Origin of the sequence: Microvirga sp. CF3016, from assembly GCF_036314085.1 — a bacterium.
Classification (GTDB): domain Bacteria; phylum Pseudomonadota; class Alphaproteobacteria; order Rhizobiales; family Beijerinckiaceae; genus Microvirga.
Map to the genome: position 1 here is coordinate 128111 of NZ_JAYGGM010000004.1, position 23087 is coordinate 151197.

The 23087-nt window shown below is 63.7% G+C and carries 23 protein-coding genes; 12 read left to right on the forward strand and 11 right to left on the reverse strand.

Annotated features, from left to right (window positions below; genetic code table 11):
- Positions 1 to 35: 35 nt before the first annotated feature.
- The 6 genes from rpoZ to VB672_RS07080 all read left to right on the forward strand — a co-directional run bounded on the left by rpoZ (position 36) and on the right by VB672_RS07080 (position 5783).
- On the forward strand, positions 36 to 443 hold the full coding sequence (rpoZ, locus tag VB672_RS07055; protein ID WP_329783469.1) for a DNA-directed RNA polymerase subunit omega: 408 nt from the start codon (positions 36 to 38) through the stop codon (positions 441 to 443).
- A gap of 183 nt (positions 444 to 626) precedes the next feature.
- Complete coding sequence (locus VB672_RS07060) at positions 627 to 2798, forward strand: RelA/SpoT family protein (protein ID WP_329783470.1); 2172 nt, start codon at positions 627 to 629, stop codon at positions 2796 to 2798.
- Between the two features lie 5 nt (positions 2799 to 2803).
- A complete protein-coding gene (locus VB672_RS07065; protein WP_329783471.1) occupies positions 2804 to 3505 on the forward strand; it encodes a gamma-glutamyl-gamma-aminobutyrate hydrolase family protein in 702 nt (233 codons plus the stop codon).
- A 28-nt stretch (positions 3506 to 3533) separates the two neighbouring features.
- A complete protein-coding gene (locus VB672_RS07070) occupies positions 3534 to 4241 on the forward strand; it encodes an HAD family hydrolase (protein ID WP_329783472.1) in 708 nt (235 codons plus the stop codon).
- A 70-nt stretch (positions 4242 to 4311) separates the two neighbouring features.
- Entirely contained in the window at positions 4312 to 4896 is a 585-nt protein-coding gene (gene pyrE / locus VB672_RS07075) for an orotate phosphoribosyltransferase (protein WP_329783473.1), read from the forward strand.
- A 242-nt stretch (positions 4897 to 5138) separates the two neighbouring features.
- The gene (locus tag VB672_RS07080; protein WP_329783474.1) at positions 5139 to 5783 is read left to right on the forward strand and encodes a LabA-like NYN domain-containing protein; all 645 of its coding nucleotides are present in this window, start codon (positions 5139 to 5141) and stop codon (positions 5781 to 5783) included.
- Positions 5784 to 5837: 54 nt separating this feature from the next.
- On the opposite strand, the gene VB672_RS07085 is transcribed toward VB672_RS07080, so the two are convergent.
- The 3 genes from VB672_RS07085 to dapA are packed head-to-tail and all read right to left on the reverse strand — an operon-like array spanning position 5838 to position 7786.
- The gene (locus VB672_RS07085; protein WP_329783475.1) at positions 5838 to 6368 is read right to left on the reverse strand and encodes a glycine cleavage system protein R; all 531 of its coding nucleotides are present in this window, start codon (positions 6366 to 6368) and stop codon (positions 5838 to 5840) included.
- Between the two features lie 51 nt (positions 6369 to 6419).
- Positions 6420 to 6893: an SsrA-binding protein SmpB gene (smpB, locus tag VB672_RS07090; RefSeq protein ID WP_329783476.1), complete on the reverse strand. Its 474-nt coding sequence runs from the start codon at positions 6891 to 6893 to the stop codon at positions 6420 to 6422.
- An 8-nt stretch (positions 6894 to 6901) separates the two neighbouring features.
- Positions 6902 to 7786 carry a 4-hydroxy-tetrahydrodipicolinate synthase gene (dapA, locus tag VB672_RS07095; protein ID WP_329783477.1) on the reverse strand — a complete coding sequence of 295 codons (885 nt, stop codon included), beginning with the start codon at positions 7784 to 7786 and terminating at the stop codon, positions 6902 to 6904.
- Positions 7787 to 7993: 207 nt separating this feature from the next.
- On the opposite strand from dapA, the gene VB672_RS07100 reads away from it, so the two are divergent.
- Both VB672_RS07100 and VB672_RS07105 read left to right on the forward strand, forming a co-directional pair.
- Positions 7994 to 10036: a lytic transglycosylase domain-containing protein gene (locus VB672_RS07100; protein WP_329783478.1), complete on the forward strand. Its 2043-nt coding sequence runs from the start codon at positions 7994 to 7996 to the stop codon at positions 10034 to 10036.
- 45 nt (positions 10037 to 10081) lie between these two features.
- Positions 10082 to 10966 carry an alpha/beta fold hydrolase gene (locus VB672_RS07105; RefSeq protein WP_329783479.1) on the forward strand — a complete coding sequence of 295 codons (885 nt, stop codon included), beginning with the start codon at positions 10082 to 10084 and terminating at the stop codon, positions 10964 to 10966.
- Between the two features lie 241 nt (positions 10967 to 11207).
- Here the strand turns inward: VB672_RS07105 and VB672_RS07110 are convergent, their stop codons facing one another.
- The 5 genes from VB672_RS07110 to VB672_RS07130 form a co-directional block, all read right to left on the reverse strand.
- Positions 11208 to 12491: a porin gene (locus tag VB672_RS07110; RefSeq protein WP_329783480.1), complete on the reverse strand. Its 1284-nt coding sequence runs from the start codon at positions 12489 to 12491 to the stop codon at positions 11208 to 11210.
- Between the two features lie 500 nt (positions 12492 to 12991).
- A complete protein-coding gene (hppD, locus tag VB672_RS07115) occupies positions 12992 to 14107 on the reverse strand; it encodes a 4-hydroxyphenylpyruvate dioxygenase (protein WP_329783481.1) in 1116 nt (371 codons plus the stop codon).
- Between the two features lie 87 nt (positions 14108 to 14194).
- The gene (gene maiA, locus VB672_RS07120; RefSeq protein ID WP_329783482.1) at positions 14195 to 14821 is read right to left on the reverse strand and encodes a maleylacetoacetate isomerase; all 627 of its coding nucleotides are present in this window, start codon (positions 14819 to 14821) and stop codon (positions 14195 to 14197) included.
- A complete protein-coding gene (locus VB672_RS07125; protein ID WP_329783483.1) occupies positions 14818 to 15291 on the reverse strand; it encodes a MarR family winged helix-turn-helix transcriptional regulator in 474 nt (157 codons plus the stop codon). The genes maiA and VB672_RS07125 overlap by 4 nt, the downstream gene beginning before the upstream one ends.
- Positions 15292 to 15508: 217 nt before the next feature.
- Positions 15509 to 16597 carry a TRAP transporter substrate-binding protein gene (locus VB672_RS07130; RefSeq protein WP_329783728.1) on the reverse strand — a complete coding sequence of 363 codons (1089 nt, stop codon included), beginning with the start codon at positions 16595 to 16597 and terminating at the stop codon, positions 15509 to 15511.
- A 73-nt stretch (positions 16598 to 16670) separates the two neighbouring features.
- Here VB672_RS07130 and VB672_RS07135 point away from each other — a divergent pair, with 73 nt between their 5' ends.
- Together VB672_RS07135 and VB672_RS07140 are read left to right on the forward strand one after the other, a co-directional pair.
- Positions 16671 to 17690, forward strand: coding sequence for a fumarylacetoacetate hydrolase family protein (locus VB672_RS07135; RefSeq protein WP_329783484.1), 1020 nt, complete (start codon positions 16671 to 16673; stop codon positions 17688 to 17690).
- Positions 17690 to 18061 carry a VOC family protein gene (locus VB672_RS07140; RefSeq protein ID WP_329783485.1) on the forward strand — a complete coding sequence of 124 codons (372 nt, stop codon included), beginning with the start codon at positions 17690 to 17692 and terminating at the stop codon, positions 18059 to 18061. Before VB672_RS07135 ends, VB672_RS07140 begins: the two co-directional genes overlap by 1 nt.
- A 47-nt stretch (positions 18062 to 18108) precedes the next feature.
- Here the strand turns inward: VB672_RS07140 and VB672_RS07145 are convergent, their stop codons facing one another.
- A complete protein-coding gene (locus tag VB672_RS07145) occupies positions 18109 to 18642 on the reverse strand; it encodes a DUF4142 domain-containing protein (protein WP_329783486.1) in 534 nt (177 codons plus the stop codon).
- Between the two features lie 262 nt (positions 18643 to 18904).
- Here VB672_RS07145 and VB672_RS07150 point away from each other — a divergent pair, with 262 nt between their 5' ends.
- Positions 18905 to 19309, forward strand: a complete 405-nt coding sequence (locus VB672_RS07150) for a VOC family protein (RefSeq protein WP_329783487.1) — start codon at positions 18905 to 18907, stop codon at positions 19307 to 19309.
- Between the two features lie 187 nt (positions 19310 to 19496).
- Positions 19497 to 19712, forward strand: coding sequence for a dodecin (locus tag VB672_RS07155; RefSeq protein WP_329783488.1), 216 nt, complete (start codon positions 19497 to 19499; stop codon positions 19710 to 19712).
- A 177-nt stretch (positions 19713 to 19889) separates the two neighbouring features.
- On the opposite strand, the gene VB672_RS07160 is transcribed toward VB672_RS07155, so the two are convergent.
- Together VB672_RS07160 and VB672_RS07165 are read right to left on the reverse strand one after the other, a co-directional pair.
- The gene (locus VB672_RS07160) at positions 19890 to 20855 is read right to left on the reverse strand and encodes a DUF6454 family protein (RefSeq protein WP_329783489.1); all 966 of its coding nucleotides are present in this window, start codon (positions 20853 to 20855) and stop codon (positions 19890 to 19892) included.
- 330 nt (positions 20856 to 21185) lie between these two features.
- Entirely contained in the window at positions 21186 to 22994 is a 1809-nt protein-coding gene (locus tag VB672_RS07165; RefSeq protein ID WP_329783490.1) for an ABC-F family ATP-binding cassette domain-containing protein, read from the reverse strand.
- Positions 22995 to 23087 lie beyond the last annotated feature (93 nt).

Sequence of the window (23087 nt, forward strand, 5' to 3'; positions counted from 1 at the left end):
TCCGATATTCTCCATTGCTGAAGAAGGAGCCCCGCATGGCTCGCGTGACCGTCGAAGACTGCATCGACAAGGTCGACAACCGGTTTGAGCTCGTGCTGCTGGCCAGCCACCGGGCCCGCCTCATATCTTCGGGCTCGCCGCTCACCATCGACCGCGACCGTGACAAGAACCCGGTCGTGGCTCTCCGCGAGATCGCCGACGAGACGATCGCTCCCGACGACCTGAAGGAGCAGCTCATCCACTCGATGCAGAAATACGTCGAGGTGGACGAGCCGGAGGCCGAAGCCGTTCCCATGCTCAGCAACACCGCGGCAGCGCCCTCGGCCGGCGGCGACAACGACGCGGACGTCCAGTTCGACCGCATGAGCGAAGAGGACCTGCTTCGCGGCCTGGAGGGCCTCGTGCCCCCGAGCAGCAGCGCGGACGACGACGACCGCGAGTAAGCGCTCGCCCTCATGATGAAAGCCCGGCTCGATGCCGGGCTTTTTTTGTTGGCGGCTTAACCACGCCCCTGCATCGGCCGCCTGCGGCAAGCTATTCAGCTTGCGGTCGGAAGATGTTGTACAATATCTTCGATAGCTTCGTCATTTCAGCCAGATAACAGGCCAAAAGGAGAATGCGGCCGCATGATGCGCCAATATGAACTCGTCGAGCGGGTCAAGCGCTACAACCCCTCGGCCGATGAGGCGCTTCTCAACCGCGCTTACGTGTATGCCATGATGGCCCATGGCACCCAGAAGCGCGCATCCGGAGATCTGTTCTTCGGCCATCCGCTCGAAGTGGCGGCCATTCTCACGGACCTCAAGCTCGACGATGCGACCATCGCGGCGGCGGTTCTCCACGACACGGTGGAGGACACCCAGGCGACGCTGGAGGAGATCAACAGGACCTTCGGTCCCCAGATCGGCGCTCTCGTCGACGGCCTGACGAAGATCAAGCGGCTCGATCTCGTCTCGAAGCGGGCGGCACAGGGAGAAAACTTCCGCAAGCTCCTCCTGGCGATTGCCGACGACGTGCGCGTGCTGCTGGTCAAGCTTGCCGACCGCCTGCACAACATGCGCACCCTCCAGTTCATGCCGCCGGAGAAGCGCAAGCGCATCGCCGAGGAGACCCTCGACATCTATGCGCCGCTCGCCGGCCGCATGGGTATCCAGGAGATGCGCGAGGAGCTGGAGGAGCTGTCGTTCCAGAATCTCGATCCGGAAGCGTACGAGGCCATCAAGCGCCACCTGCACGAACTCTCCGCCAAGAACGAGAAGCTCGTCGACGAGATCGAACGGACGCTGACCACCAAGCTGCGCGCGCAAGGCATCGAGGCCAGCGTGACCGGCCGCCAGAAGCGGCCCTATTCCATCTGGCGCAAGATGGAGCGCAAATCCGTCTCGTTCGAGCAACTGTCCGATATCTTCGCCTTCCGGATCATCGTGAACACCCTCGACGAGTGCTACCGGGCGCTCGGCATCGTTCACACCAGCTGGCCGATGGTGCCGGGACGGTACAAGGATTACATCTCCACCCCGAAGCAGAACGATTACCGCTCGATCCACACCACGGTGATCGGCCCCGGCAGCCAGCGCGTGGAACTGCAGATCCGCACCGAAGACATGGACGAGGTCGCGGAATACGGCATCGCGGCCCATGCTCTCTACAAGGAAGGCGTCAACGACAATTCGCGCCTCGCCACGGAAAGCCGCGCTTATCAATGGCTGCGGCGGACTATCGACCTCCTGGCCGAGGGCGACAACCCGGAAGAGTTTCTCGAGCACACGAAGCTCGAACTCTTCCACGACCAAGTCTTCTGCTTCACGCCCAAGGGCCGGCTCATCGCCCTGCCGCGCGGCGCGACGCCCATCGACTTCGCCTATGCGGTGCACACCGATGTCGGCAATACGGCGGTCGGTTGCAAGATCAACGGCCGCATGTCGCCGCTGCTCACCGAATTGCAGAACGGCGACGAGGTAGAGATCGTCCGCGCCGAGGGCCAGACGCCCCCGGCGGCCTGGGAATCGCTCGTCGTCACCGGCAAAGCGCGCGCCTCGATCCGTCGCGCCACCCGTGCCGCCGTGCGCCGGCAATATACCGGCCTCGGACACCAGATCCTGGAGCGCGCCTTCGAGCGCGCCGGCCGCCCCTTCTCCGACGAGAAGCTGAAGGGCGCCCTGCCCCGCTTGGCGCGGGCCTCCGTCGAGGACGTGCTGGCGGCCGTGGGCCGGGGCGAGATGTTCTCGGGCGACGTGGTGCGGGCCGTCTATCCCGACTACCTGGAGGAGCGTCGCGCCGGTTCCGACAGCCGCGGCAGCGGGCAGCCCGACGGTGCAGGCAAGAAGCCGACGAGCGAGAATCCCGGCGGCATCCCGATCCGCGGCCTCAACAAGGACATGCCGATCCGCTTTGCCCAGGAAGGCGGCGCCGTGCCGGGCGACCGCATCGTCGGCATCCTGACCCCGGGCCAGGGAGTCACGATCTACCCGATTCAATCTCCCTCGCTGGCGGCCTTCGACAACGAGCCCGATCGCTGGATCGACGTGCGCTGGGACCTGGAATCCGGATCCACCCAGCGCTTCCCTGCACGCATCAAGCTGCAATCGATCAACGAGCCCGGATCGCTCGCGCAGATCACCCAGGTGATCGCGGATCATGACGGCAATATCGACAACGTTTCCATGAAGCGGCGCACCCAGGACTTCACCGACATGACCATCGATCTGACGGTCTGGGATCTGAAGCATCTCAACGCCATCATCGCGGAGCTGCGCGCCAAACGCGTGGTGAGCCGCGTCGATCGCGTCACCGGTTGAGCGTCATGACGCTCAAACCTCGCATAGCCGTCATCATGGACGAGAACACGAGCGTGGACGGCACGCGCTACGACATGACGAAGGCGTATTTCGTGGCGATTCAGCGTGCCGGAGGGCTGCCCTTCGGCATTCCCTATATCCCGGAGATGGTCGAGCCCGTGACCGACGAGTTCGACGGTTTCTTAAGTACCGGCGGCCGCTTCGCCTTTCCTGATTCCTGGTTCATCGACGGGCAGGTCTCCAAGGCCCCGGCATCGGAGCGCCTGGACGTCGAGATCGCGCTGATGCGCGGCTTCCTGGAGCGGAACAAGCCTGTTCTCGGCATCTGCAACGGCATGCAGGTTCTCGCGGCCCTCCACGGCTGTCGTTTGTCGCCGGACCTGCGCTCGCTCGGGCCGCATGTCATGGAGCACGACAAGCGCGGTGCCTTCCATCCCGTTGCGATCAAGCACGATACCCTGCTCTCGCGCATCGTCGGGCAGCCCGAGATCACCGTGAACACCTTTCATCGAGAAGCGGTGGTGGAGATCTCCGACGAGGCCTTGATCAGCGCCGGTACCGAGGACGGCATCATCGAAGCGATCGAAATTCCGCATCGACGCTTCGCCATCGGCGTCCAGTGGCACCAAGAGCTGTTCGCCACGCAGGATCATCCAGGCAACAGGCTCTTCGCGGCGTTCGTGCAAGCTGCCGGACAGCGTTCGTAGACCACTCCTCCAAAAACGAGCCCTCCCGATGCCCATCTCGATTCTAGGCCTCGATGCCGACGATACGCTCTGGCACAACGAAACCTTCTATCGGATGACGCGCCAGCGCTTCAACGAACTCCTCGCCGATTTCGTCGATGCCGCGACCCTCGAAGCGGAGGTCGAGGCAACGGAGAAGCGCAATCTCAGCCTCTACGGCTATGGCGCCAAAGGTTTCACGCTCTCGATGCTGGAAACGGCGCTCGCCGTCAGCAAGGGCCAGGTGTCCAACCACGTCATCACGGAGATCCTGGCAGCCGGCCGGGAGATGCTCAGACATCCCGTGGAGCCTCTCCCGGGCGTTCACGAGGCTCTCGAAGAGCTCTCCCGAGAATACAAGTTGATCCTCATCACCAAAGGCGACCTTTTCCATCAGGAATCGAAGCTCGCGGCGTCGGGTCTCGGCAACTTCTTCTCGGGCGTCGAGATCGTCAGCGAGAAGAAGGCGGAGACCTACACACGAATTTTTTCGCGCCATGGCGCCGGTCCGGAACAGGCCGCCATGGCCGGCAACTCCGTGCGCTCGGACGTTCTGCCCGCCCTCGAGGCCGGCAGCTATGCGGCGCTCATCCCCTACCATCTCGTCTGGGCCCACGAGGACGCCCCGCTCCCGACGGCGCATCCCCGCTTCGCCGAACTGCCGTCGCTGGCGGACTTGCCGAAATGGCTGGCCCAGGTTGCGGATTCTTCCGCATAAGGCTGTCCGTTTCCTCTTGCCTCGTGCGGGCCCGCCTGCCAAACAGCCCCAGCGCAGGAGACCCGCAGCCATGACCCCGAACGATGTTCTCGACGAGTTCCGCTCAGCCGGCGCATTGCTGGAGGGACACTTCATCCTGTCGTCGGGTCTGCACAGTCCGGTCTTCCTGCAGAAGATGTTCGTGTTCCAGGATCCGGCCAGGACCGAGCGGGTGTGCCGGGCGCTGGCGGAGAAGGTCAGTGAAGCCTTCGGGGCGGTCGACTACGTGGTCTCGCCGGCGGTCGGGGGCATCGTTCCAGGCTACGAGACCGCGCGGCATCTCGGAGCCAAGGCGATCTTCGTCGAGCGCGAGAACGGAGTGTTCGTCCTGCGCCGCGGCTTCGCGATTCCGGAAGGCGCGCGGGTCGTCATGGTGGAGGACATCGTGACGACGGGGCTTTCCTCAAGGGAGTGCTTGGCGGCCCTGCGGGAACATCCGGGCACGATCCTGGGCGCGGCCTGCCTGATCGACCGTTCCGGCGGCAAGGCGGATCTCGGAGTCCCACTGGTGTCCCTGGTCCAACTCGACATTCCAGCCTATCAGCCGGACCAAATTCCTGCAGACTTGGCGGCTCTTCCGGCGGTCAAACCGGGCAGTCGCAGCCTGAAATCGTAAATAGCTGTTTATTTGCCACACTTTGGCTTGACTGCCTTGGTTCTGCCACCTTGACTCTTGGAATTTACACGCCATTAAGTATTTTGCTTTGTCGTTTTTACTCGTCCGAAGGGTTAATAGCAGCCTGTTTCAAGGCGCGTCGTGATTTTATCGCGCAATTCCATTGCCAGCGTAAATAATAGATGCCGCTTCAATAATGCAGGTTGTTATGCCGCTCCGGCAGACACGAATAGAGAATACTTATGTCAGGCCAGCAGCGGATCGCGCTCTTCATTGATGGCGCCAACCTATACGCTACCACCAAAACCCTCGGCTTCGATATCGATTACAAGCGCCTCCTGAAGGAATTTCAAGGTCGCGGCACTTTGGTCCGGGCCTTTTACTACACAGCGCTTGTAGAAGATCAGGAATATTCTTCCATCCGCCCGCTGATCGACTGGCTCGATTACAACGGCTATCGGGTGGTGACGAAGCCGACCAAGGAATTCGTCGATTCCGCCGGCCGTCGCAAAGTCAAGGGCAACATGGATATCGAGCTCGCCATCGATGCGCTCGAACTCTCCCCCTACATCGACCACATGGTCCTGTTTTCCGGCGACGGCGACTTCCGCTCCCTGGTCGAAGCCATGCAGCGCCGCGGCGTGCGCGTCTCCGTGGTCTCGACGGTCACGACCCAGCCGCCCATGGTGGCCGACGAGCTGCGCCGCCAGGCCGACGAGTTCCTCGATCTGTCGCAGCTCGCCTCCCGGATCGGGCGGGACCCCTCCGACCGTCCGCAGCGCACGGGGGGCGAGAACGGCGATCGTTCGCGCCCGCAGCCGCGCAACGGCGCTCTCGAGAGCCGCTACGGGATCCGGCAGTCTCCTGACGAGGAATTCGACATCTGAGAGCTGGCCTTCGAGAGATGGACGCATGGCCGGGTCGCCCCGGCCATTTGCATTTCAGAGGGAGCTCTCTTCGACCTGGCAGCTCAAGCCGAGCGCTCCTGCGGTGTTGCTGACGGTGGCCAGGCACAGATCCGTCTGTCCAGCGGGAATGGAAACTGCGAACCGGGTCACGTAGAGGCCGCCCTCACTCTCTGGGAGCTTGCGTGCCTCGAGGCGCACGATGTTGGCCTCATACTGCTTGAACACCTCCGAGAGACGGGCCACGAGACCGAGCTGATCCCCGCCGCTGATGGTGATGCGGTGGGTGATGTTGCCCGCAGGACCGGGGCTTGGGTCGAAGGCATAGGGAACGGCCCGGATCTCCGCTCCCTCAAGCTCGGGCAGCCGCTTCAGGCCGGCCTCGATGTCGGCGGCCGTGAGTTCCGTGGGAAGCTCGCAGAGCGCGACGAATTCGGCGCCGGAACCAAGCGCCGCGAAGGTCGTGTCCCTCAGGTTCACGCCCACGTCGAACAGATGTTCCGCGATTGCCGCAACGAGACCGACCCGATCGGGGCCAAGAACCGAGACCAGAGCCACGGATGCCATGTCTTCCCTCCCAAGCAACAGATGGGAGATCTAGCGCGGCAGGCCGTTGCGTCAGCCCTTCTCCCGCATGAGGCGCGCCTTCTCTCGGTTCCAGGAGCGCTCTTTCTCGGTCTCGCGCTTGTCGTGCAGCTTCTTGCCTCGTCCGAGGCCGAGCTCCACCTTCGCCCGCCCACGATCGTTGAAATAGATCTTGAGCGGGATCACGGTGAACCCTTCGCGCTGCGTGGCGCCAATCAGCTTGTCGATCTGGCGCTTGTGCAGGAGCAGACGACGCGGACGCTTCGTCTCGTGATTGAAGCGGTTCGCCTGGAGGTATTCCGGGATATAGGCATTGAAGAGGAAGAACTCCTCGCCGGACGGCCCGGCATAGGCCTCGCCAATGGTCGCCTTGCCCTGTCGCAGGGATTTCACTTCCGTGCCGGTGAGCGCAATTCCCGCCTCGTAGGTGTCGATGATCTCGTAATTGAACCGCGCCTTCCTGTTGTCGGCGACGACGCGGTTCGCAGCTTTTGGATCTTTGGACATGAGCTCTTTTAAGCGTTGATCAGGCCCGCATGGACCATGGCCGAGCGAACGGCCTGCTTCGCACCCTCGGAGGCGGGCACCAGGGGCAGGCGCACGGTATCCTCCATGAGGCCGAGGAGGGACGCGGCGTATTTCACGGGCGTCGGGTTCGTCTCGATGAACAGGTTGGTGTGCAGGGGCATGAGCCGGTCCTGCACCTTCAGGGCCGAAGCATAATCGCCGTTCAGGCACGCATTCTGCATCTCGGCGCAGAGCCGGGGCGCGACGTTCGAGGTCACCGAGATGCAGCCATGGCCGCCATGGGCCATGAAGCCGAGCGCGGTCGCATCCTCGCCGGAGAGCTGGATGAAGTCCGGTCCCAGCACCTGCCGCTGCAGGCTTGCCCGCGCCATGTTGGCGGTCGCGTCCTTCACGCCGGCGATGTTCTTGAGCTCATAGAGCCGCGCCATGGTCTCCACCGACATGTCGATCACCGAACGTCCGGGAATGTTGTAGATGAAGATCGGGATGCCGATTGCGTCGTTGATGGCCTTGAAGTGTTGATAGAGGCCCTCCTGCGTCGGCTTGTTGTAATAGGGCGTCACGATCAGCACCGCGTCGGCGCCGACCTTTTCCGCATGCTTGGAGAAAGCCACCGCCTCCGCCGTGCTGTTGGAGCCGGCGCCCGCAATCACGGACGCCCTGCCCTTCGCTTCCTCGACGCAAATTTCGACGACCCGCTCGTGCTCCTTGTGGCTGAGCGTGGGGCTCTCACCCGTGGTGCCGACGGGAACGAGGCCGCTCGTGCCTTCCTGAATCTGCCAGTTGATGAAGGACCGGAACGCCGCCTCATCCACGGCTCCATCCTTGAAGGGGGTTACCAGGGCCGTGATGGAGCCTTTGAATTGGGTCATGGGGGTTATCCTCGATAGTCGCGCCGGGCCTTCTCTTGGGCCAAAGTACACACAGGAAGTTGGGTTTTACACATAGGGGGTGCGGCGCATGCGCGCAAACATTCGTTCGGGGAGTTGTCCTAGCTCGGCTCTTAGTGTTTCCTCAAGAGAAACGTCGTCACAATGAGATAAATGGCGGCAGCAAGGGGTTAGCGGGTGAGCCTCAACATGCGTCCTCTCCTCTGTCTTGCGACGTCCGTCGCGCTTGTCCCCATTCTCCTTCTCCCCGTCTACGCCACCGAAACTTCGCCCGGCACGCCGGCTCCGGCCCAAGCCACCACCCTGGAAAGCTTCGTGCCTCCCGCGCCGGTGCCGGGAGACCTGGATCACCTGGCGGGAATCCTCAAGGCCTATCGGGACAACGATCTCACCGAGGCTCAGATCCTCAAGACGAAGCTCACCCAGCCTGCTGGCCACGCGCTCATCGAGTGGTTCGCGATCCGCAGCGGGCTCACCACGAGCTTCGACCGGATGGCCGCCTTCCAGAAGGATTATCCGGACTGGCCGATGACCAATCAGCTTCGGAGAAGGCACGAGGAAGCGCTGCTGTCCGAACGCAGGCCCCCGTCTCAGGTCCGCGCCTTTTTCGCCAAGCAGCCCCCAGGAACGCCTGCCGGCCGGATCGCCCTCGCCTTCGCCCTCCAGGCAGAAGGCCTCGCCCAGGAGGCAAACGACAAGATCCGCCATGTCTGGCGCGAGGATACCTTCGGACCCGACGCGGAGCGCCGCATCCTCGACCGCTTCCCGGATGTGCTTGCAAAAGCCGACCACCGCTTCCGCATGGAGCGGCTTCTCCTGAAGGAGAACTGGGGCGGCGCCCAGCGCGCGGCCGGCTATGCGGGCAAGGAATACGAGTTGCTCGTCAAGGCTCGCATGGCTGTCTTCCAGGGCAAGAAGAAGGCCGAGAAAGCCTTCGCGGCCGTCCCGGCTTCCCTGCGCAGCGATCCCTCCTATCTGTTCTCCAAGGCGCTGCTGCAGCGCCGGAGCAACAATCTCGCGGAGGCCGCCGCGATCATCATGCAGGCGCCGCGCGACCCCGAATTGCGGGTCGATGGCGACGAATGGTGGGCCGAACAGCGCCTGATCACCCGGAACCTGCTCGACAAGGGAGATCCGAAGACGGCCTATGAGGTGGCAAGCCATCACGCCGCGGAATCGCCCGCGCAGCAGATCGAGGCCGAGTTCCATGCCGGCTGGATCGCACTGCGTTTCCTGAACGATCCGGCAATCGCCTCCAGGCATTTCGCGGCGGTGGCAAAAACCGCCTCGACCCCGATCTCCATCTCCCGCATCGCCTATTGGCAGGGCCGCGCGGCGGAGGCCGCCGGCCAAGGGCAGGACGCCAGGATCTACTACGAGCGCGCCGCCGACCAGCCTACGACCTATTACGGGCAATTGGCCCAGGCGAAGCTGGGGCAGACCATCTCGCTGCGGAAAGTGGACCCGCTGTCGGAGGAGGAGCGCAAGGCATTCGACACCCTCGTTCCCATCCAGGCGGTGAAACTGCTGCAGCAGATCGGCGAGCACGACCTTGCCCTTAGCCTTTATACCGACCTCGCCCAGACCTTGAGCGATCCGGGACAGCTCGACGCCTTGGCGGGTCTCGCCGCCTCCCAGCAGAATCCGCGAGCCGTGCTCGCCATCGGCAAGATGGCGCTGCAAAGGGGCTTTCCGCTCGATCAGCATGCCTACCCGCTTGCAGCCATTCCCGACTTCCAGCCTGTCGGCGACGAGGTCGAACCGGCCATGGTCTATGCCATTGCCCGGCAGGAGAGCGCCTTCAACCCGCGCGCTATCTCGACCGCCGGCGCGCGCGGGCTGATGCAGCTCATGCCCGCAACCGCAAAGAGGACCGCGCAACGGTTCGGCGTCGGCTTCGATCTGAAGCGGCTGATCGAGGACCCGTCCTATAACGCCAAGATCGGCTCGGCCCATCTGGGCGAATTGATGGAGGACTGGAAGGGCTCCTACATCCTCGCCTTCGCGTCCTACAACGCGGGTGGCGGTAATGTGATCAAGTGGATCAGGACCTATGGCGACCCTCGCAAGCCGGACGTGGACGAGGTCGATTGGGTCGAGCGGATCCCGTTCTACGAGACCCGCAACTACGTCCAACGCGTGCTGGAGAACCTGCGGGTCTACCGGCAGCGCCTGAACGACAAGCCAGTGCCTGCAGTCCCGGCGACGGCGGATGCGACCAGCACCAATTGATGAGGCAGGATGCCGTTCGTCGGGCCTCGACGAGGTCGGACTGACATGAGCGGCTCCTACGGCGATCTTTTCGTAACCGCCGACGACGGAATTCGGCTCTATGCCCGTGACTACGGGCCGCTGACCGGCCATGCATCATTGCCCGTCGTCGGCCTGCCCGGTCTCGCCAGAACGTCCGAAGATTTTCACGACATCGCCGAAGCCCTGAGCCGGGATCCGTCGCGCCCTCGCCGGGTTCTGTGCCTGGACTATCGAGGGCGCGGGCGCTCCGAATGGGATCGGGACTGGCGGAACTACGACGTCAAGGTCGAACTGAACGATACCCTGCAAGTGCTGGCGGCTGCCAGAATCCAAAAAGCGATCTTCATCGGCACTTCCCGCGGCGGCTTGATCACGATGGCGCTGAGCGCGGTCCGGCCCGAGCTCATCGCCGGAGCGGTTCTGAACGATGTCGGACCGGTCCTTGAAGCCCGCGGGCTGAAGCGGATCCGGAGCTATGTCGGCAAACTTCCCACACCGGGAACCGTGAGCGAGGCCGTCGATCTCCTGCGCCAGAGATCGCAGAGCCAGTTTCCGCACTACTCTGATGAGCAATGGGCAAAGATGGCGCGGGGAACCTGGCGCGAGACGGAAGGCGGATTCGTTCTCGATTACGATCCCAACCTGACGAAAACCCTCGACAACCTCGACCTCGACGCGCCCCTGCCGGATCTGTGGCCCCTCTTCGAGGCTCTGAAGCCGTTTCCCGTCCTGGCCATCCGGGGCGACCATTCCGACCTGCTGACGGCGGACACCTTGCAGATGATGCAGGATCGGCATTCGCGCCTCACGGCCGTCACGGTGCCGGATCAGGGCCACGCGCCCTCCCTCGACGGCGATCTCCTTCCTGTCATCAGGGATTTCGTCTCTGCTGTTGACGGCCGGGACTGAGCCTCATCGCCTCCGTCTTCGGATCTGGTGGGGAGCTTGTAGAGCAGTCGCCTCGTCGTGCAACCATGACCCTGTTGCGGAGCCGCCTCCCTCCCCGGGTTTGTCGCGCGCCAGAAGGTCAACCACGCGCCTCACCGGACGTCTCGAAGACTTGGAGGAGCTTATTGCATCTGCTTGATCGTCCAAAAGAAAAACCCCGGTGTTGCCACCGGGGTTCTCCTATCCAATCAGGACAAGCCGATTAGAAGTCGCGCTGAACGCGCAGACGGCCTTCCCAAACGTCGTTCTTCAGGTTGACCGGATCCGGACCACGCGGGTCGATGTTGGCGTAGAGAACCTCGACGCCGAGATCCAGGCCGGAGACCGGCGACCAGATCACGTTCGTGCCAGCGCGCCATTCGGTGAAGTCGGACGCGATGCCGAAGGCCGGCGCAACGGCCCGCGGGGCAACGTTGTCATACTCGACGCGAGCCCACGAACCGAACACGTTCTGGCGGATGGTCGGGGTCCAGTAGTGACGCAGACCACCGGCGATCGACCAGCCCTGGCCGGTGTGGATGTCGCCATCGACGCCGATGTAACCGTCGACAACCGATTCCTGCAGCGAGCCAACGGTGACGGACGAACCGAAGCCGAGGTAGCCGAGAGCGCCGTCAGCATAGGTCGCAGCGAGCCACAAGGCGTCGCCGGCAGCCAGCATCGGGAGGTTGATGTGGCCCTGAGCCGTCACAGCCCAGCCGAGTTCGCTGTCCGGATAATCGAAGGCGCCCGGAGCGACTTCAACCACGTCGTCGCTGCGCAGCTGGTGCAGAGCACCGGAGAGCTGAGCCGAACCCCAGGTGCCAGCGTACTTCAGGTTACCGACGAGGTCAGGCATCGTCTGACCAGCTTCGGTGAACACCGTGGCGGGAACAGGAACGCCAGCAGCGTTGAGGCGGGTGCCGAAGGCGGTGCCAGCATAGCGGCCTTCTTCAGCCGAGATCGTGGCCGAGAAGCCGTTGCCGAACGAGAAGGTGTAGGCGAACAGGTTAACGTTCGGAGCGTCCGAGAAGCGGAGCGTGCCGAAGTGGCCGGTGGGCAGGTCGCTGTTGTCGAAGAACGACACGACGCGACCGGCGGTGAGGCCGCCGAACTGGATGAAGGCCTGGTCGACGTTGGCCGTCGTGGAGCTGAAGCCGTACGAGCCGGTGTCGCGGGTCATCTCGAAGCGCACGAAGGTGCGGAGCAGACCGTAGGCGGTGGCGGTGCGGGCGTCGATGTTCAGACGGCCACGGGTACGGAAGCCGATCGCATCCTCGGAGCGGTCGGACGGCTCGAGGTAGCGGAACTCGGCGCGAACACGGCCGCCGACGCGGAGGCAGGTTTCGGTGCCGGGGATGTAGAAGAAGCCTGCGCCGTAGGTGGAGCAGACGCGAACGTATTCGACAGCAGCGGCCTTCTTCGCGGGAAGGTCGGCAGCTTGTGCCCCGGCAACAGCCGCGAGACCCGCGACCGATCCGAGGAAGAGGCTCTTAGCGAGCTTCATGGTTAAACCTCCAAAGTTTCGAGACCCTGGGGGGCCGGGTTTTTGTGCTTCGAGTGCTTCGACGAAGCCCTAAACACGTCCCTTTTCCCCTAGTACCCGGCGACCCGCCTTTTTAGGTCGAACTCACCAGGATCACGACCGGGGTGCCCCCGTCGCTGGAGCCACATTATCCATGACTGGTCCGCAAGCAACCGAATGAAGGCGCAAAATGGGCAAGGGGCGGGGCTTTTCAGGGGCATGTTGCACAAACGCAACGTTCAAAGCTGGCTTCTTTACCCTTCGTTAAGACTTTGACCCCGGATTTCAGAAATCCTTAATTAAAAAGGGTTTGGCGTTTGTCTAACCAAGGGTCAGATGATGCGAATAGAAGTCTCTTCGGGACAGACAATAAACCGGGCCTGTGAATAACGCCCGTCACATCTTCGATAGTCCGCTCTTCTTGAGCCAAAGAAAAAGGCCGGGCGGACCCGGCCTTTCTCGAATCATTGGGCGATCGTCGTCTAGGCAACCTTCGGACCGATCACGCCGCGGCGAATCTGGTCCTCTTCGATGGATTCGAAGAGCGCCTTGAAGTTGCCTTCGCCGAATCCGTCATCGCCCTTGCGCTGGATGTATTCGAAGAAGATCGGCCCGATGGCCGTCTTTCCGAAGCGCTGGAGCAGCACCTTGGTGAAGCCGCCCTCGACCACGCCCTCCCCGTCGATCAGGATGCCGTTCTTCCGGAGGCGCTCGAGAGGCTCCTCATGGCTGGGCAGCCGCTTGTCGACGCGAGAGTAGTAGATATCGTTCGGGGCCGGCATGAACTCGAGACCGCCCTCGACGAGCGCCTCGATGGATTCGTAGAGATCGTGCGAGCCGAGAGCCACATGCTGGATGCCCTCGCCCTTGTACTCCTGCAGATATTCCTCGATCTGCCCGGTCTCGCCCGCATCCTCGTTGATCGGGATCCGGATCTTGCCGTCCGGGCTGGTCATGGCGCGGGAGTGCAGCCCCGTCAGCTTGCCCTCGATGTCGAAGTAGCGAATCTGGCGGAAGTTGAAGAGACGCTCGTAGAATCCGGCCCATTCGTTCAGTCGCCCGCGATAGACGTTGTGGGTCAGGTGATCGATGTAATAGAGGCCGACGCCCTTCGGCTTCGGATCGGGCTCGCCGAGCCACTCGAAATCGACGTCGTAGATGGAGCCTTTCGCCCCATAACGGTCGACGAAGTAGATCTGCAATCCGCCGATCCCTTCGATGCCCGGGATCTCGAGTTCGTTGGGGCCGACCTGCGTCTCGATGGGTTTGGCGCCCATGGAAAGCGCCCGGTCGAAGGCATGCTTCGCATCGGCGACGCGGAAGGCCATGGCCGGAGCCGACGGGCCGTGCTGCGCCGCGAAGCGCTCCGCGAAGGAGCCGGGCTGCGCGTTGACGATGAAGTTGATGTCGCCCTGGCGGTAGAGCACCACGTTCTTCGAGCGATGCTTGGCGACGGTGCTAAAGCCCATCGTCTTGAACAGACGGTCCAAAGCCTGCGGGTCGGGATGGCAGAACTCCACGAATTCGAATCCATCCGTGCCCATGGGATTCTCTTCAGAGATGGCGGCCGGCGGCGCATCGTGCGGGAACGGTCCCATGATCTTCCTCCTGTTGTGCCTCTGCCGATCGAGAGGCCCGTGATTGCAAAAACAACGCATCCGCCCCGTGACGGATGCGATTCGTCCTCAGATCGCGTCAGGCTGACTGGCCGGTGCGGCGTCCTGAAAGGCTTTAAGCGCGGTGCAGGCCGCATCCACCGCCACGATCTTCGGATAGGCATCGAGGGGAACGTTGAAGCGTCGTGCGTTGAAGACCTGCGGCACGAGATAGACGTCGGCCAGGGTGATCTTGGGGCCGAACGCGTAAGGACCTGGCCCGAGCAGGGCCTCGATGGCGTCGAAGCCCTCGCGAACCCAATGGGCGTACCATTCGTCGGCAGCCGCCTGATCGTGCCCGAGGCGGTTCTTGAGATAGGCCAGCGTTCCGGAATTGTTGAGCGGATGGATATCGCAGGCAATCAGGCTGGCAATTGCCCGTACCTTCGCGCGGGTCACCGCACCGACCGGCAGCAGGGGCGGCTCCGGATAGACTTCGTCGAGATATTCCAGAATAGCAGGGGACTGGATCAGCGTCGTGGCGCCGATATCGAGGGATGGCACGCGCCCCTGCGGATTGACGGACCTGTAGATCTCCTCGCGCTGCTCCCCCTTCAGCAGATTGATCGAGACGGAATCGTAGGTCACGCGCTTCAGGTTGAGGGCGATCCTGACCCTGTAAGCCGCAGACGAACGGAAATAGGTGTAGAGCTTCACGCGTCACCCTCCCCAACGTCCCGCGGTGCGAGCAAACGGGCCTGCTGCGTCAGCTTGTCGATCAGCGAAGAGAGCATCTTCTGCTCGTCGGAGGTGAGCACCGCCAGGAGGCGCTCCTCGACCGCCAGTGCCTCGGGCGCCACCGCCTCATAGATCGCCCGCCCTTCCGGCGTCAGGGCCAGCCACTCCTCCCGGCGGTCGTCGAGATTGGGACGCCGAACGACGAGCCCCCGCTTCTCGAGAGCCGAGACAGCCCGGGAGACCGTCGATTTGTGCATGACGCCATCGGGCGCCATGTCCCGTGCGGTGCGAAGCTCATATTGCCCGAGGGTCACGATCACCCGCCAGGCCGGGATCGAAAGGCCGAACCGCTCGGCATAGATCTGGGCCAGGGCGCTCGATGTCAGCCCAGCCAGAACATTGAGCCTGTAGGGCAGGAAATCCTCCAGAACCACGAGCGGCTCGGGCATTCTCTTCCTTGCTGCGGATCCTGTCGCCATCGCCACGCCAATCGTTGCACTAGCAACCAATAGCAGAATTCGTTGCACTGGCAACCAGATTGTCTGACATTGCGGCACCTGATCAAACGAGAAAGGCGCGGTCAGGCTGGCCGACCGCGCCTTTCTCCAGGGTATTTGCCTTCGACACTCCGAAGGTCAAATCCTTCGAAGCCCGGACACTCCGCGTTTACGCCCGTCCGCGGGTGCGGATCATGAAGGTGTCGAAGGCGTATTCGTTGAGCTGCCACCAGGGCAGAACGTCGTTGCGATAGGCCACCATGGAATCATAGGCCTTCTTGAAATCCGCGTTCTTGGCGGAAAGCTCGCCATAGAGCTCATTCGCGGCCTTGAGCGAGGCCTCCAGGATGGCCGGGGAGAAGGTGCGCAGCTCCGCGCCCGCGCCCACCATGCGGCGCAAGGCCTGTCCGTTCACGGCATCGTACTTGGCCAGCATCCAGTTGTTGGCCGCCTCCGTCGCCTGGGACAGGATGGCCTGGTAGTGCTTCGGCAACTCGTTCCACTTCTGCTGGTTGACCACGAGGTGGAGCATGGCGCCGCCCTCCCACCAGCCGGGAGCGTAGTAGTATTTCGCCACCTTCAGGAAGCCGAGCTTCTCGTCGTCGTAGGGACCGACGAACTCGGCGGCATCGAGGGTGCCGCGCTCCAGCGCCGGATAGACGTCCCCGGGAGCAAGCTGCTGCGGAACGACGCCGAGCTTGGCCAGAACCTGTCCACCCAGTCCGCCGATGCGGAACTTGAGGCCCTTCAGGTCGTCGACCGTGTTGATTTCCTTACGGAAGAAGCCGCCCATCTGGGCGCCGGAATTGCCGCACACGAAGGAGGTGCAGTTGTACCGGCCCATGACCTCGTTGATGATCTCCCGACCGCCGGCGAAGTGCCACCAGGAATGGAGCTGGCGCGCATTGAGGCTGAAGGGCAGGCCCGTGCCCATGCCGAGCGCCGGCTCCTTGCCGATGTAGTAATAGAGCGGGGTGTGGGCGCATTCGACCGAGCCGTTCTGCACCGCATCCATGGCCTGCAGGCCCCCGACGATCTCCCCGGGGGCGAAGACCTGGACCTGGAACTTGTTGTCGGTCGCGTCCGCCATGTACTTGGCGAAGGTCTGGGCGGTGCCGAAAATCGTGTCGAGGGATTTCGGGAAGCTCGAAGTCAGACGCCAGCGGATCTCGGGCATGCTCTGGGCGATGGCCGGAGCGGCCACCGTTCCGGCCGCAGCCGCGAGGCCTGCTCCCTTCAGGAAGTTTCTTCTCTTGATCGTTGTCATTGGCGTTTCCCCGGAAAGCATTCTGTTGCAAGTTGAAAGGACCATAACAACCCGGTCGGTGGCAATGAAGCTCTCCTCCCTCAACCAAGGCCGTGACGGCCGCCTCGTCATCGTGTCGAAAGACCTGACCCGCGCGACAGATGCTTTTTTCATTGTTCCGACGCTTCAGCAAGCCTTGGACAATTGGGAAAAAGTCGAGCCTCAGCTGCGGGATCTCGCGGAGCAGCTGGAGCACGGCTCGGTCCCGGCCTTCCGCTTCCACGAGCACGACTGCGCCTCGCCCCTGCCCCGTGCCTATCAATGGGCGGACGGCTCGGCCTACGTGAATCACGTCGAGCTCGTCCGGAAGGCCCGCGGAGCCGAGATGCCGGCTTCCTTCTGGACCGATCCGCTCATGTATCAGGGCGGCTCCGACTCCTTCCTCGGGCCGCGCGACCCGATCCTGGCGATGGACGAAGCCCACGGGGTCGACTTCGAGGCCGAGGTGGCAGTGATCACCGGCGACGTGCCCATGGGCGCGCCCCGGGAGGAAGCCGCCCGGGCCATCCGCCTGGTGGTCCTCGTCAACGACGTTTCCTTGAGAAACCTGATTCCCGCAGAGCTGGCGAAAGGCTTCGGCTTCTTCCACGCCAAGCCCTCCTCGGCTCTCTCGCCCGTGGCAGTCACGCCCGACGAGCTGGGAGATGCCTGGGACGGCGGCCGTCTTCACCTGCCCCTGCTCTCCAGCCTCAACGGCAAGCCCTTCGGCAAGCCCAACGCCGGCGTCGACATGACCTTCGATTTCCCGACCCTGATCGCGCACGCGGCCAAGACCCGACCTCTCGGCGCCGGCACGATCATCGGCTCCGGCACGGTCTCCAACAAGGACGAGGCCGGCGGGCCGGGCAAGCCCATCGACCAGGGCGGCCTGGGCTATTCCTGCCTGGCTGAACTGCGCACGGTGGAGACCATCCTGCAGGGCGAGGCCAGGACGCCCTTCATGCGCTTCGGCGACACGATCCGCATCGAGATGAAGGACCGGCAGGGCCACTCGATCTTCGGCGCCATCGAGCAGGAAGTTCAGGCCTATCGCACGGAAGGCTGATGCTCCGCATCGACCATGTCCAGCTCGCGATCCCGGCAGGCGCCGAGGATCTCTGCCGGACGTTCTATGTGGCTCTTCTGGGGATGAGGGAGGTGCCCAAGCCTCCCGCCCTCATGGCACGTGGCGGTCTTTGGCTCGAAAGCCCTCCCGTGCAGATCCATCTCGGTATCGAGGAGGATTTCCGCCCGGCGCGCAAAGCCCATCCGGCTTTTACCGTCGCCGACCTCGATGGCCTGGCGCAAATCCTGGCGGCGGCAGGCCATGAGCCCTTGTGGGACGACGCGATTCCTGAGATCCGACGCCTCTATGTGTCCGATCCGGTCGGCAACCGACTCGAGTTCATGGAGGATGGCGGCTCTCCAACGAAATAGGCCGCCGGAAATCTCTCGGCGGCCTGATAATTCGTGAGGCTGCGAGCTCACATCGCGCGGGCCGCGCCACCGCGCAGGCCCTGGACATGCTCGAGGTGCATTTCCAGGGTGGGCAGGGTCGCGCCGGCAAACTGCGCGAGTTGCGGCACGTCGCCGTTCTGCGAATAGGACGTGAACAGGGCCACGGCTTCCTGATGCGCCATGAGCTGGGCGTTCACATAGGCGGCGTCGAAGTCCGGAGCGGCCTGGACGGTCGCCAGCATCTGCTGGTGCTTGGCGTTCATGGCGGGCGGCGGCATCGGCAGGCCCGCGCGGCGCACCACCGACGTCATGCGGCGGGTGGCGGCGTTGTGATCGCGGATCATCTGCTGGGCGAAGCGGCGAACCTCGGGATCACGCGACCGCTGCAGGGCCAGGCGGCTCGACTCGATCTCGAACAGGTTCGACGAGGTCGCCGTCGGGATGAATTCCGCCGCGGTGGTGACGGCAATGGGAGCAACGGGAGCCGTGGCCGTCGGCGTCATGCAGCCGGCAACACCAAGCGCCATGGCACTGGCTACAAGGACGATCTTGAGATTCATTGCGGGAGTTCCCTTCCTTTGCCCGGTTGGTCCAGCCGAGCTGACGCTCCCCAACGATGGAACATCCTCCTAAGTTCCTGGCGTCCCAGAGTTACCTTTTCCATTCGTGATCACAAATCATGACCGAAGCCTCTCACCTGATGGTGGGCACGGCCTCAGTGCGCTCCGGGGTCAAGACCTATAAACGCGAAGCGCCCCAAGTGCCTTTGGATGGGGTACTGTGCCCCTCGATTCCGGAGATGTCCTTCAGGAGGTGCAGAGGATGCAGGTTCAAGCCGTTCATCATGTCGCCATCGCAACGCGGGACCTTGAGCGGTCCCTGGCCTTCTACAGCGGCGTCCTCGGTCTGAGGCCTGCGCCCCGGCCCAATTTCCCGGTGGGCGGCGCTTGGCTCGACATGGGCTCCACGCAGGTCCATCTCGTGGTTCACCCCGAGGCCACCTTCCGGACCAACTCTGAGATCGACAACAACGACTGTCACTTCGCCCTGCGGGTGGAGGACTTCGATGCCGCGCTCGATCACTTGATCCGGCATGGCTACGCTGAGAACGCCCCTGAGGGGAGCGGGAGGAGGCTCCTGGTGAAACGCCATGGGCCCGCAGGCTTCCCTCAGGCCTATGTGCTGGACCCGGATGGGCATGTCGTGGAGATCAACGCGAGCAGCTGATCAGAGCCATAGGCCCGCCCATTTCGGCTCAGCCCGCTGCAATCATTATAGGTCCTGAGGCTAGAGCTGTTTCCACTTGCGTGGAATCATCTCTCTTATGGGTTTGCCGCATTTTTGACGGCGAACCGGATCCACTTTGCTAGAAAATGCTCTAGCTCCATGCTTTCGGCAAAGCACGGAGCGTCCCATGGATGACCACGTCTACAAGATCGTCGAACTCGTCGGCTCGTCCGAGACCAGCATCGAGGATGCCATCCAGACGGCGATCCGGCGGGCGAGCCAGACCTTGAGAAATCTGCGCTGGTTCGAGGTCATCCAGACCCGCGGCCATATCGAGGACGGCGAGGTGCGCCACTACCAGGTCGTGCTCAAGGCCGGGTTCACCCTGGAGGCGGGCGAGTAAGCGGGCGCTGCTCTCGTGTCGTTCGCGACCGGGGATGACACCCTCGACTGTCATGGCCGGCCTTGTGCCGGCCATCCCGATACGGTGACGCGCAGTGCTTCAATCCATCGGGATCACCGGCACAAGGCCGGTGATGACGTGAGAGTTTCAGATTGAACGCTCGACGCGACCTTCGGGCTACTTCACCTCGGCCTCGTAGATGTAGAGCGTGGACTTGTCGTCCTCGGGCATGAAGTAGCCACGGATTCCCGCATCGCTCGCCTCCATCCAAACCGGGTTGTGCGTCATGTCCATGCCGCCTGCGGTCCAGAGCAGCACCGGCGTCTGGAAGATCGGACGGCCGTCGGCGAGATTGACGAGATCGAGCCCGCCGAGACGGAACGGGTTGGCCTCGGGCGTGATCCGCATCTCGGTCACGCCGGAGCACAGCATGCGGCTTCTGCCGACATATTTGCAGTCCTGGTAGTCGAGATAATGCGAGGTGTTGAGCGCCCTCAGCTTCTCGGGGGTTTCATTGGCATTGGTGGGCTTCCCGCCGTCATCGAGCGTCCAGCGGTAGAATCGTCGCGAGCCCCAGCTCACCCCGTGCAGGGTCTTGTCGTCCGTGTTGTGCACCACGCCGCCGATGTGGTCGGCGAAGCGGAACATCTCCTCGGCCTTCATGGTCTCCGGATCGACCCGATAGACGATGGAGCGGCTGTTCGGCCGGTACTCGGCCACGGGAACCCAGATATACCTTCCGTCGTAGTCGATACCGCCCGGATGATAGATCGTGCCTTCGCCGAGGGTGATATCGGCGATGAGATTGCCCTTCATGTCGAGCTTGAACAGGTGCCCCACGCCGGCGCCCGTGTCGCGGTCGTAGCCGTCGACCGGCTGGGGGAATCGCTTGGTCGGCTGCTGGATCTCCACGGACGACACGAAGAGCGTGTCGCCGATCTTCACCATGCCCTGCGGATGATGGGTCAGGAAATTGATCGGAACCGCGGAGACGGGCTTCCATTGCGTGCCGCGCGAGAGCTTTGGGATCCGGTCGGCAAGAACCGCCCGATCGGGCTCTGCAGCCTTTGCAACCGCGGGCATCAGCCCAAGACCCAGGATCGTCAGGATCGTTGTCAGGTAACGTCTCGACTTGCAGTCCATCGCGCTCCTCCTTCAGTGACGATCCCGCTTCTAGCGAGCGGGTGATGTCACTTTAGTGTCGGGCGTGGATTCTCTGCAAATCGATCGCGGAGGACGTGGGAGGCGAGATCGGTGGTGCCTCGCCCGGAGCAGAAAAACGTCAGATCCCGTCTCTTTCGCCCCACGTCATCACCGGCCTTGTGCCGGTGACCCCGCTTGTGTGAAGCACAGCGCTGTTCCGATCGGGATGGCCGGTACGAGGCCGGCCATGACGTGGTGGTTGCCATTCCGGGAAGAGCCTCTGGAGGAGCGGTCGGGAATCCATGACGCCGCTCGTGACGGACAAACCCGCTACCCCTCCAGCTCCTCGCGCAGCATCTCCAGTTCGAGCCAGCGCTCTTCCGCCGCGTGCAGCTCCGACTGCAGTTGCGTGAGCGCGTCCATGGCCTTCTGGAAGCGGGCGGGATCGCGGGCATAGAGTTCGGGATCGGCGAGGATTTCCTGCACCTTGACGATCTTGGCCTCGAGCTCCCCCATGCGCTGCGGCAGGGTCTTGAGGGCGTGCTGCTCGTTGAAGGAGAGCTTGCGCTTGTTTCGAGCCGGGGCCGTCGTGGCCGGCCTGTCGACGCTCTTGGGCTTCGAATCCTTCTCGACCACGCGCGCCTGAACGCCGCGGCCGCGCTGGGCTACCATGTCGGTGTAGCCACCCGCGTATTCGAGCCAGCGCCCCTCGCCTTCCGACACCAGGACGGAGCTCACCGTGCGGTCGAGGAAGTCGCGGTCGTGGCTGACCAGGATGACGGTGCCGGAATAGTCCTGGATCATCTCCTCGAGCAGGTCGAGGGTCTCGAGGTCGAGATCGTTGGTGGGCTCGTCGAGCACCAGAAGGTTCGAAGGCTGCGCCAGCGCCCGGGCCAGCATGAGGCGGTTGCGCTCGCCGCCGGAGAGCACGCCCACAGGGGTGCGCGCCTGCTCGGGCGAGAACAGGAAGTCCTTCATGTAGCCGATGACGTGCTTGGTCTGCCCGCCGATGGTGACCGTGTCGCCGCGCCCGCCGGTGAGGGTTTCGGCCACGGTGGCATCGGGATCGAGGCTCGCGCGGCGCTGGTCGAGGGTGACCATCTGCAGGTTGGAGCCGAGCCGCACGCGGCCCTGGTCCGGCTCCAGGGCGCCGGTGAGCAGGTTGATGAGGGTCGTCTTTCCGGCGCCGTTCGGCCCGATGATCCCGAGACGATCCCCACGCAGGACGCGCAAGGACAGGTTCGAGACGATCGGCCGGTCGCCGTAGGATTTCGAGATCCCTTCCGCCTCGACCACGAGGGTGCCGGACTGCTCGGCCTCGGCAAGGCTCATATTGACCGTGCCGACGGCACGCGTGCGCTCGCGATATTGCTGGCGCATGGCGTGCAGATTGCCGAGGCGGCGCACGTTGCGCTTGCGCCGCGCCGTCACCCCGTAGCGCAGCCAATCCGCCTCGGCCACGAGCTTGCGACCGAGCTTGTGGTGCTCGGCCTCCTCCTGCTCCAGGACCTGATCGCGCCATTCCTCGAAATGGGCGAAGCCCCGGTCCATGCGGCGGGTCCTGCCCCGGTCGAGCCAGATGGTCGCCTGCGACAGGCTTTCCAGGAAGCGGCGGTCGTGGCTGATGAGCACCAGCGCCGAGCGCAGGCTCTTCAACTCGCCTTCGAGCCATTCGATCACCGGCAGGTCGAGGTGGTTCGTGGGCTCGTCGAGCAGCAGGATGTCGGGCTGAGGCGCCAGCACGTGGGCAAGCGCCGCGCGGCGTGCCTCGCCGCCGGACAGGGCGGCCGGCGTCTCCTCGCCGGTCAGCCCCAGTTGCTCCAGCAGGTAGCGCGCCCGATAGGGATCGTCGCCCGGTCCCAGGCCCGCCTCCACATAGGCGAGCGTCGTCGGATAGACGGAGAGATCGGGCTCCTGCGCGAGATAGCGCACGGTGGCGCCCGGCTGCACGAACCGCTTGCCATGGTCGGCCTCGATGAGGCCTGCGGCGATTTTGAGCAGGGTGGACTTGCCCGAACCGTTGCGGCCGACGAGGCAGGCCCGCTCGCCCGGCGAGACGGACAACTCGGCGCCCTCGATCAGCGGCGTGCCGCCGAAGGTGAGAGCGATATCTTGCAGGAGAAGAAGAGGAGGCGCCATTCCCGCTCACCTGACACCTCTTCGCCGCAGATGCAAGGCCGCTGCCGGATGTCAGCGCCTCGGCATGAGGCGAAAACCGGGAAACACATCCCC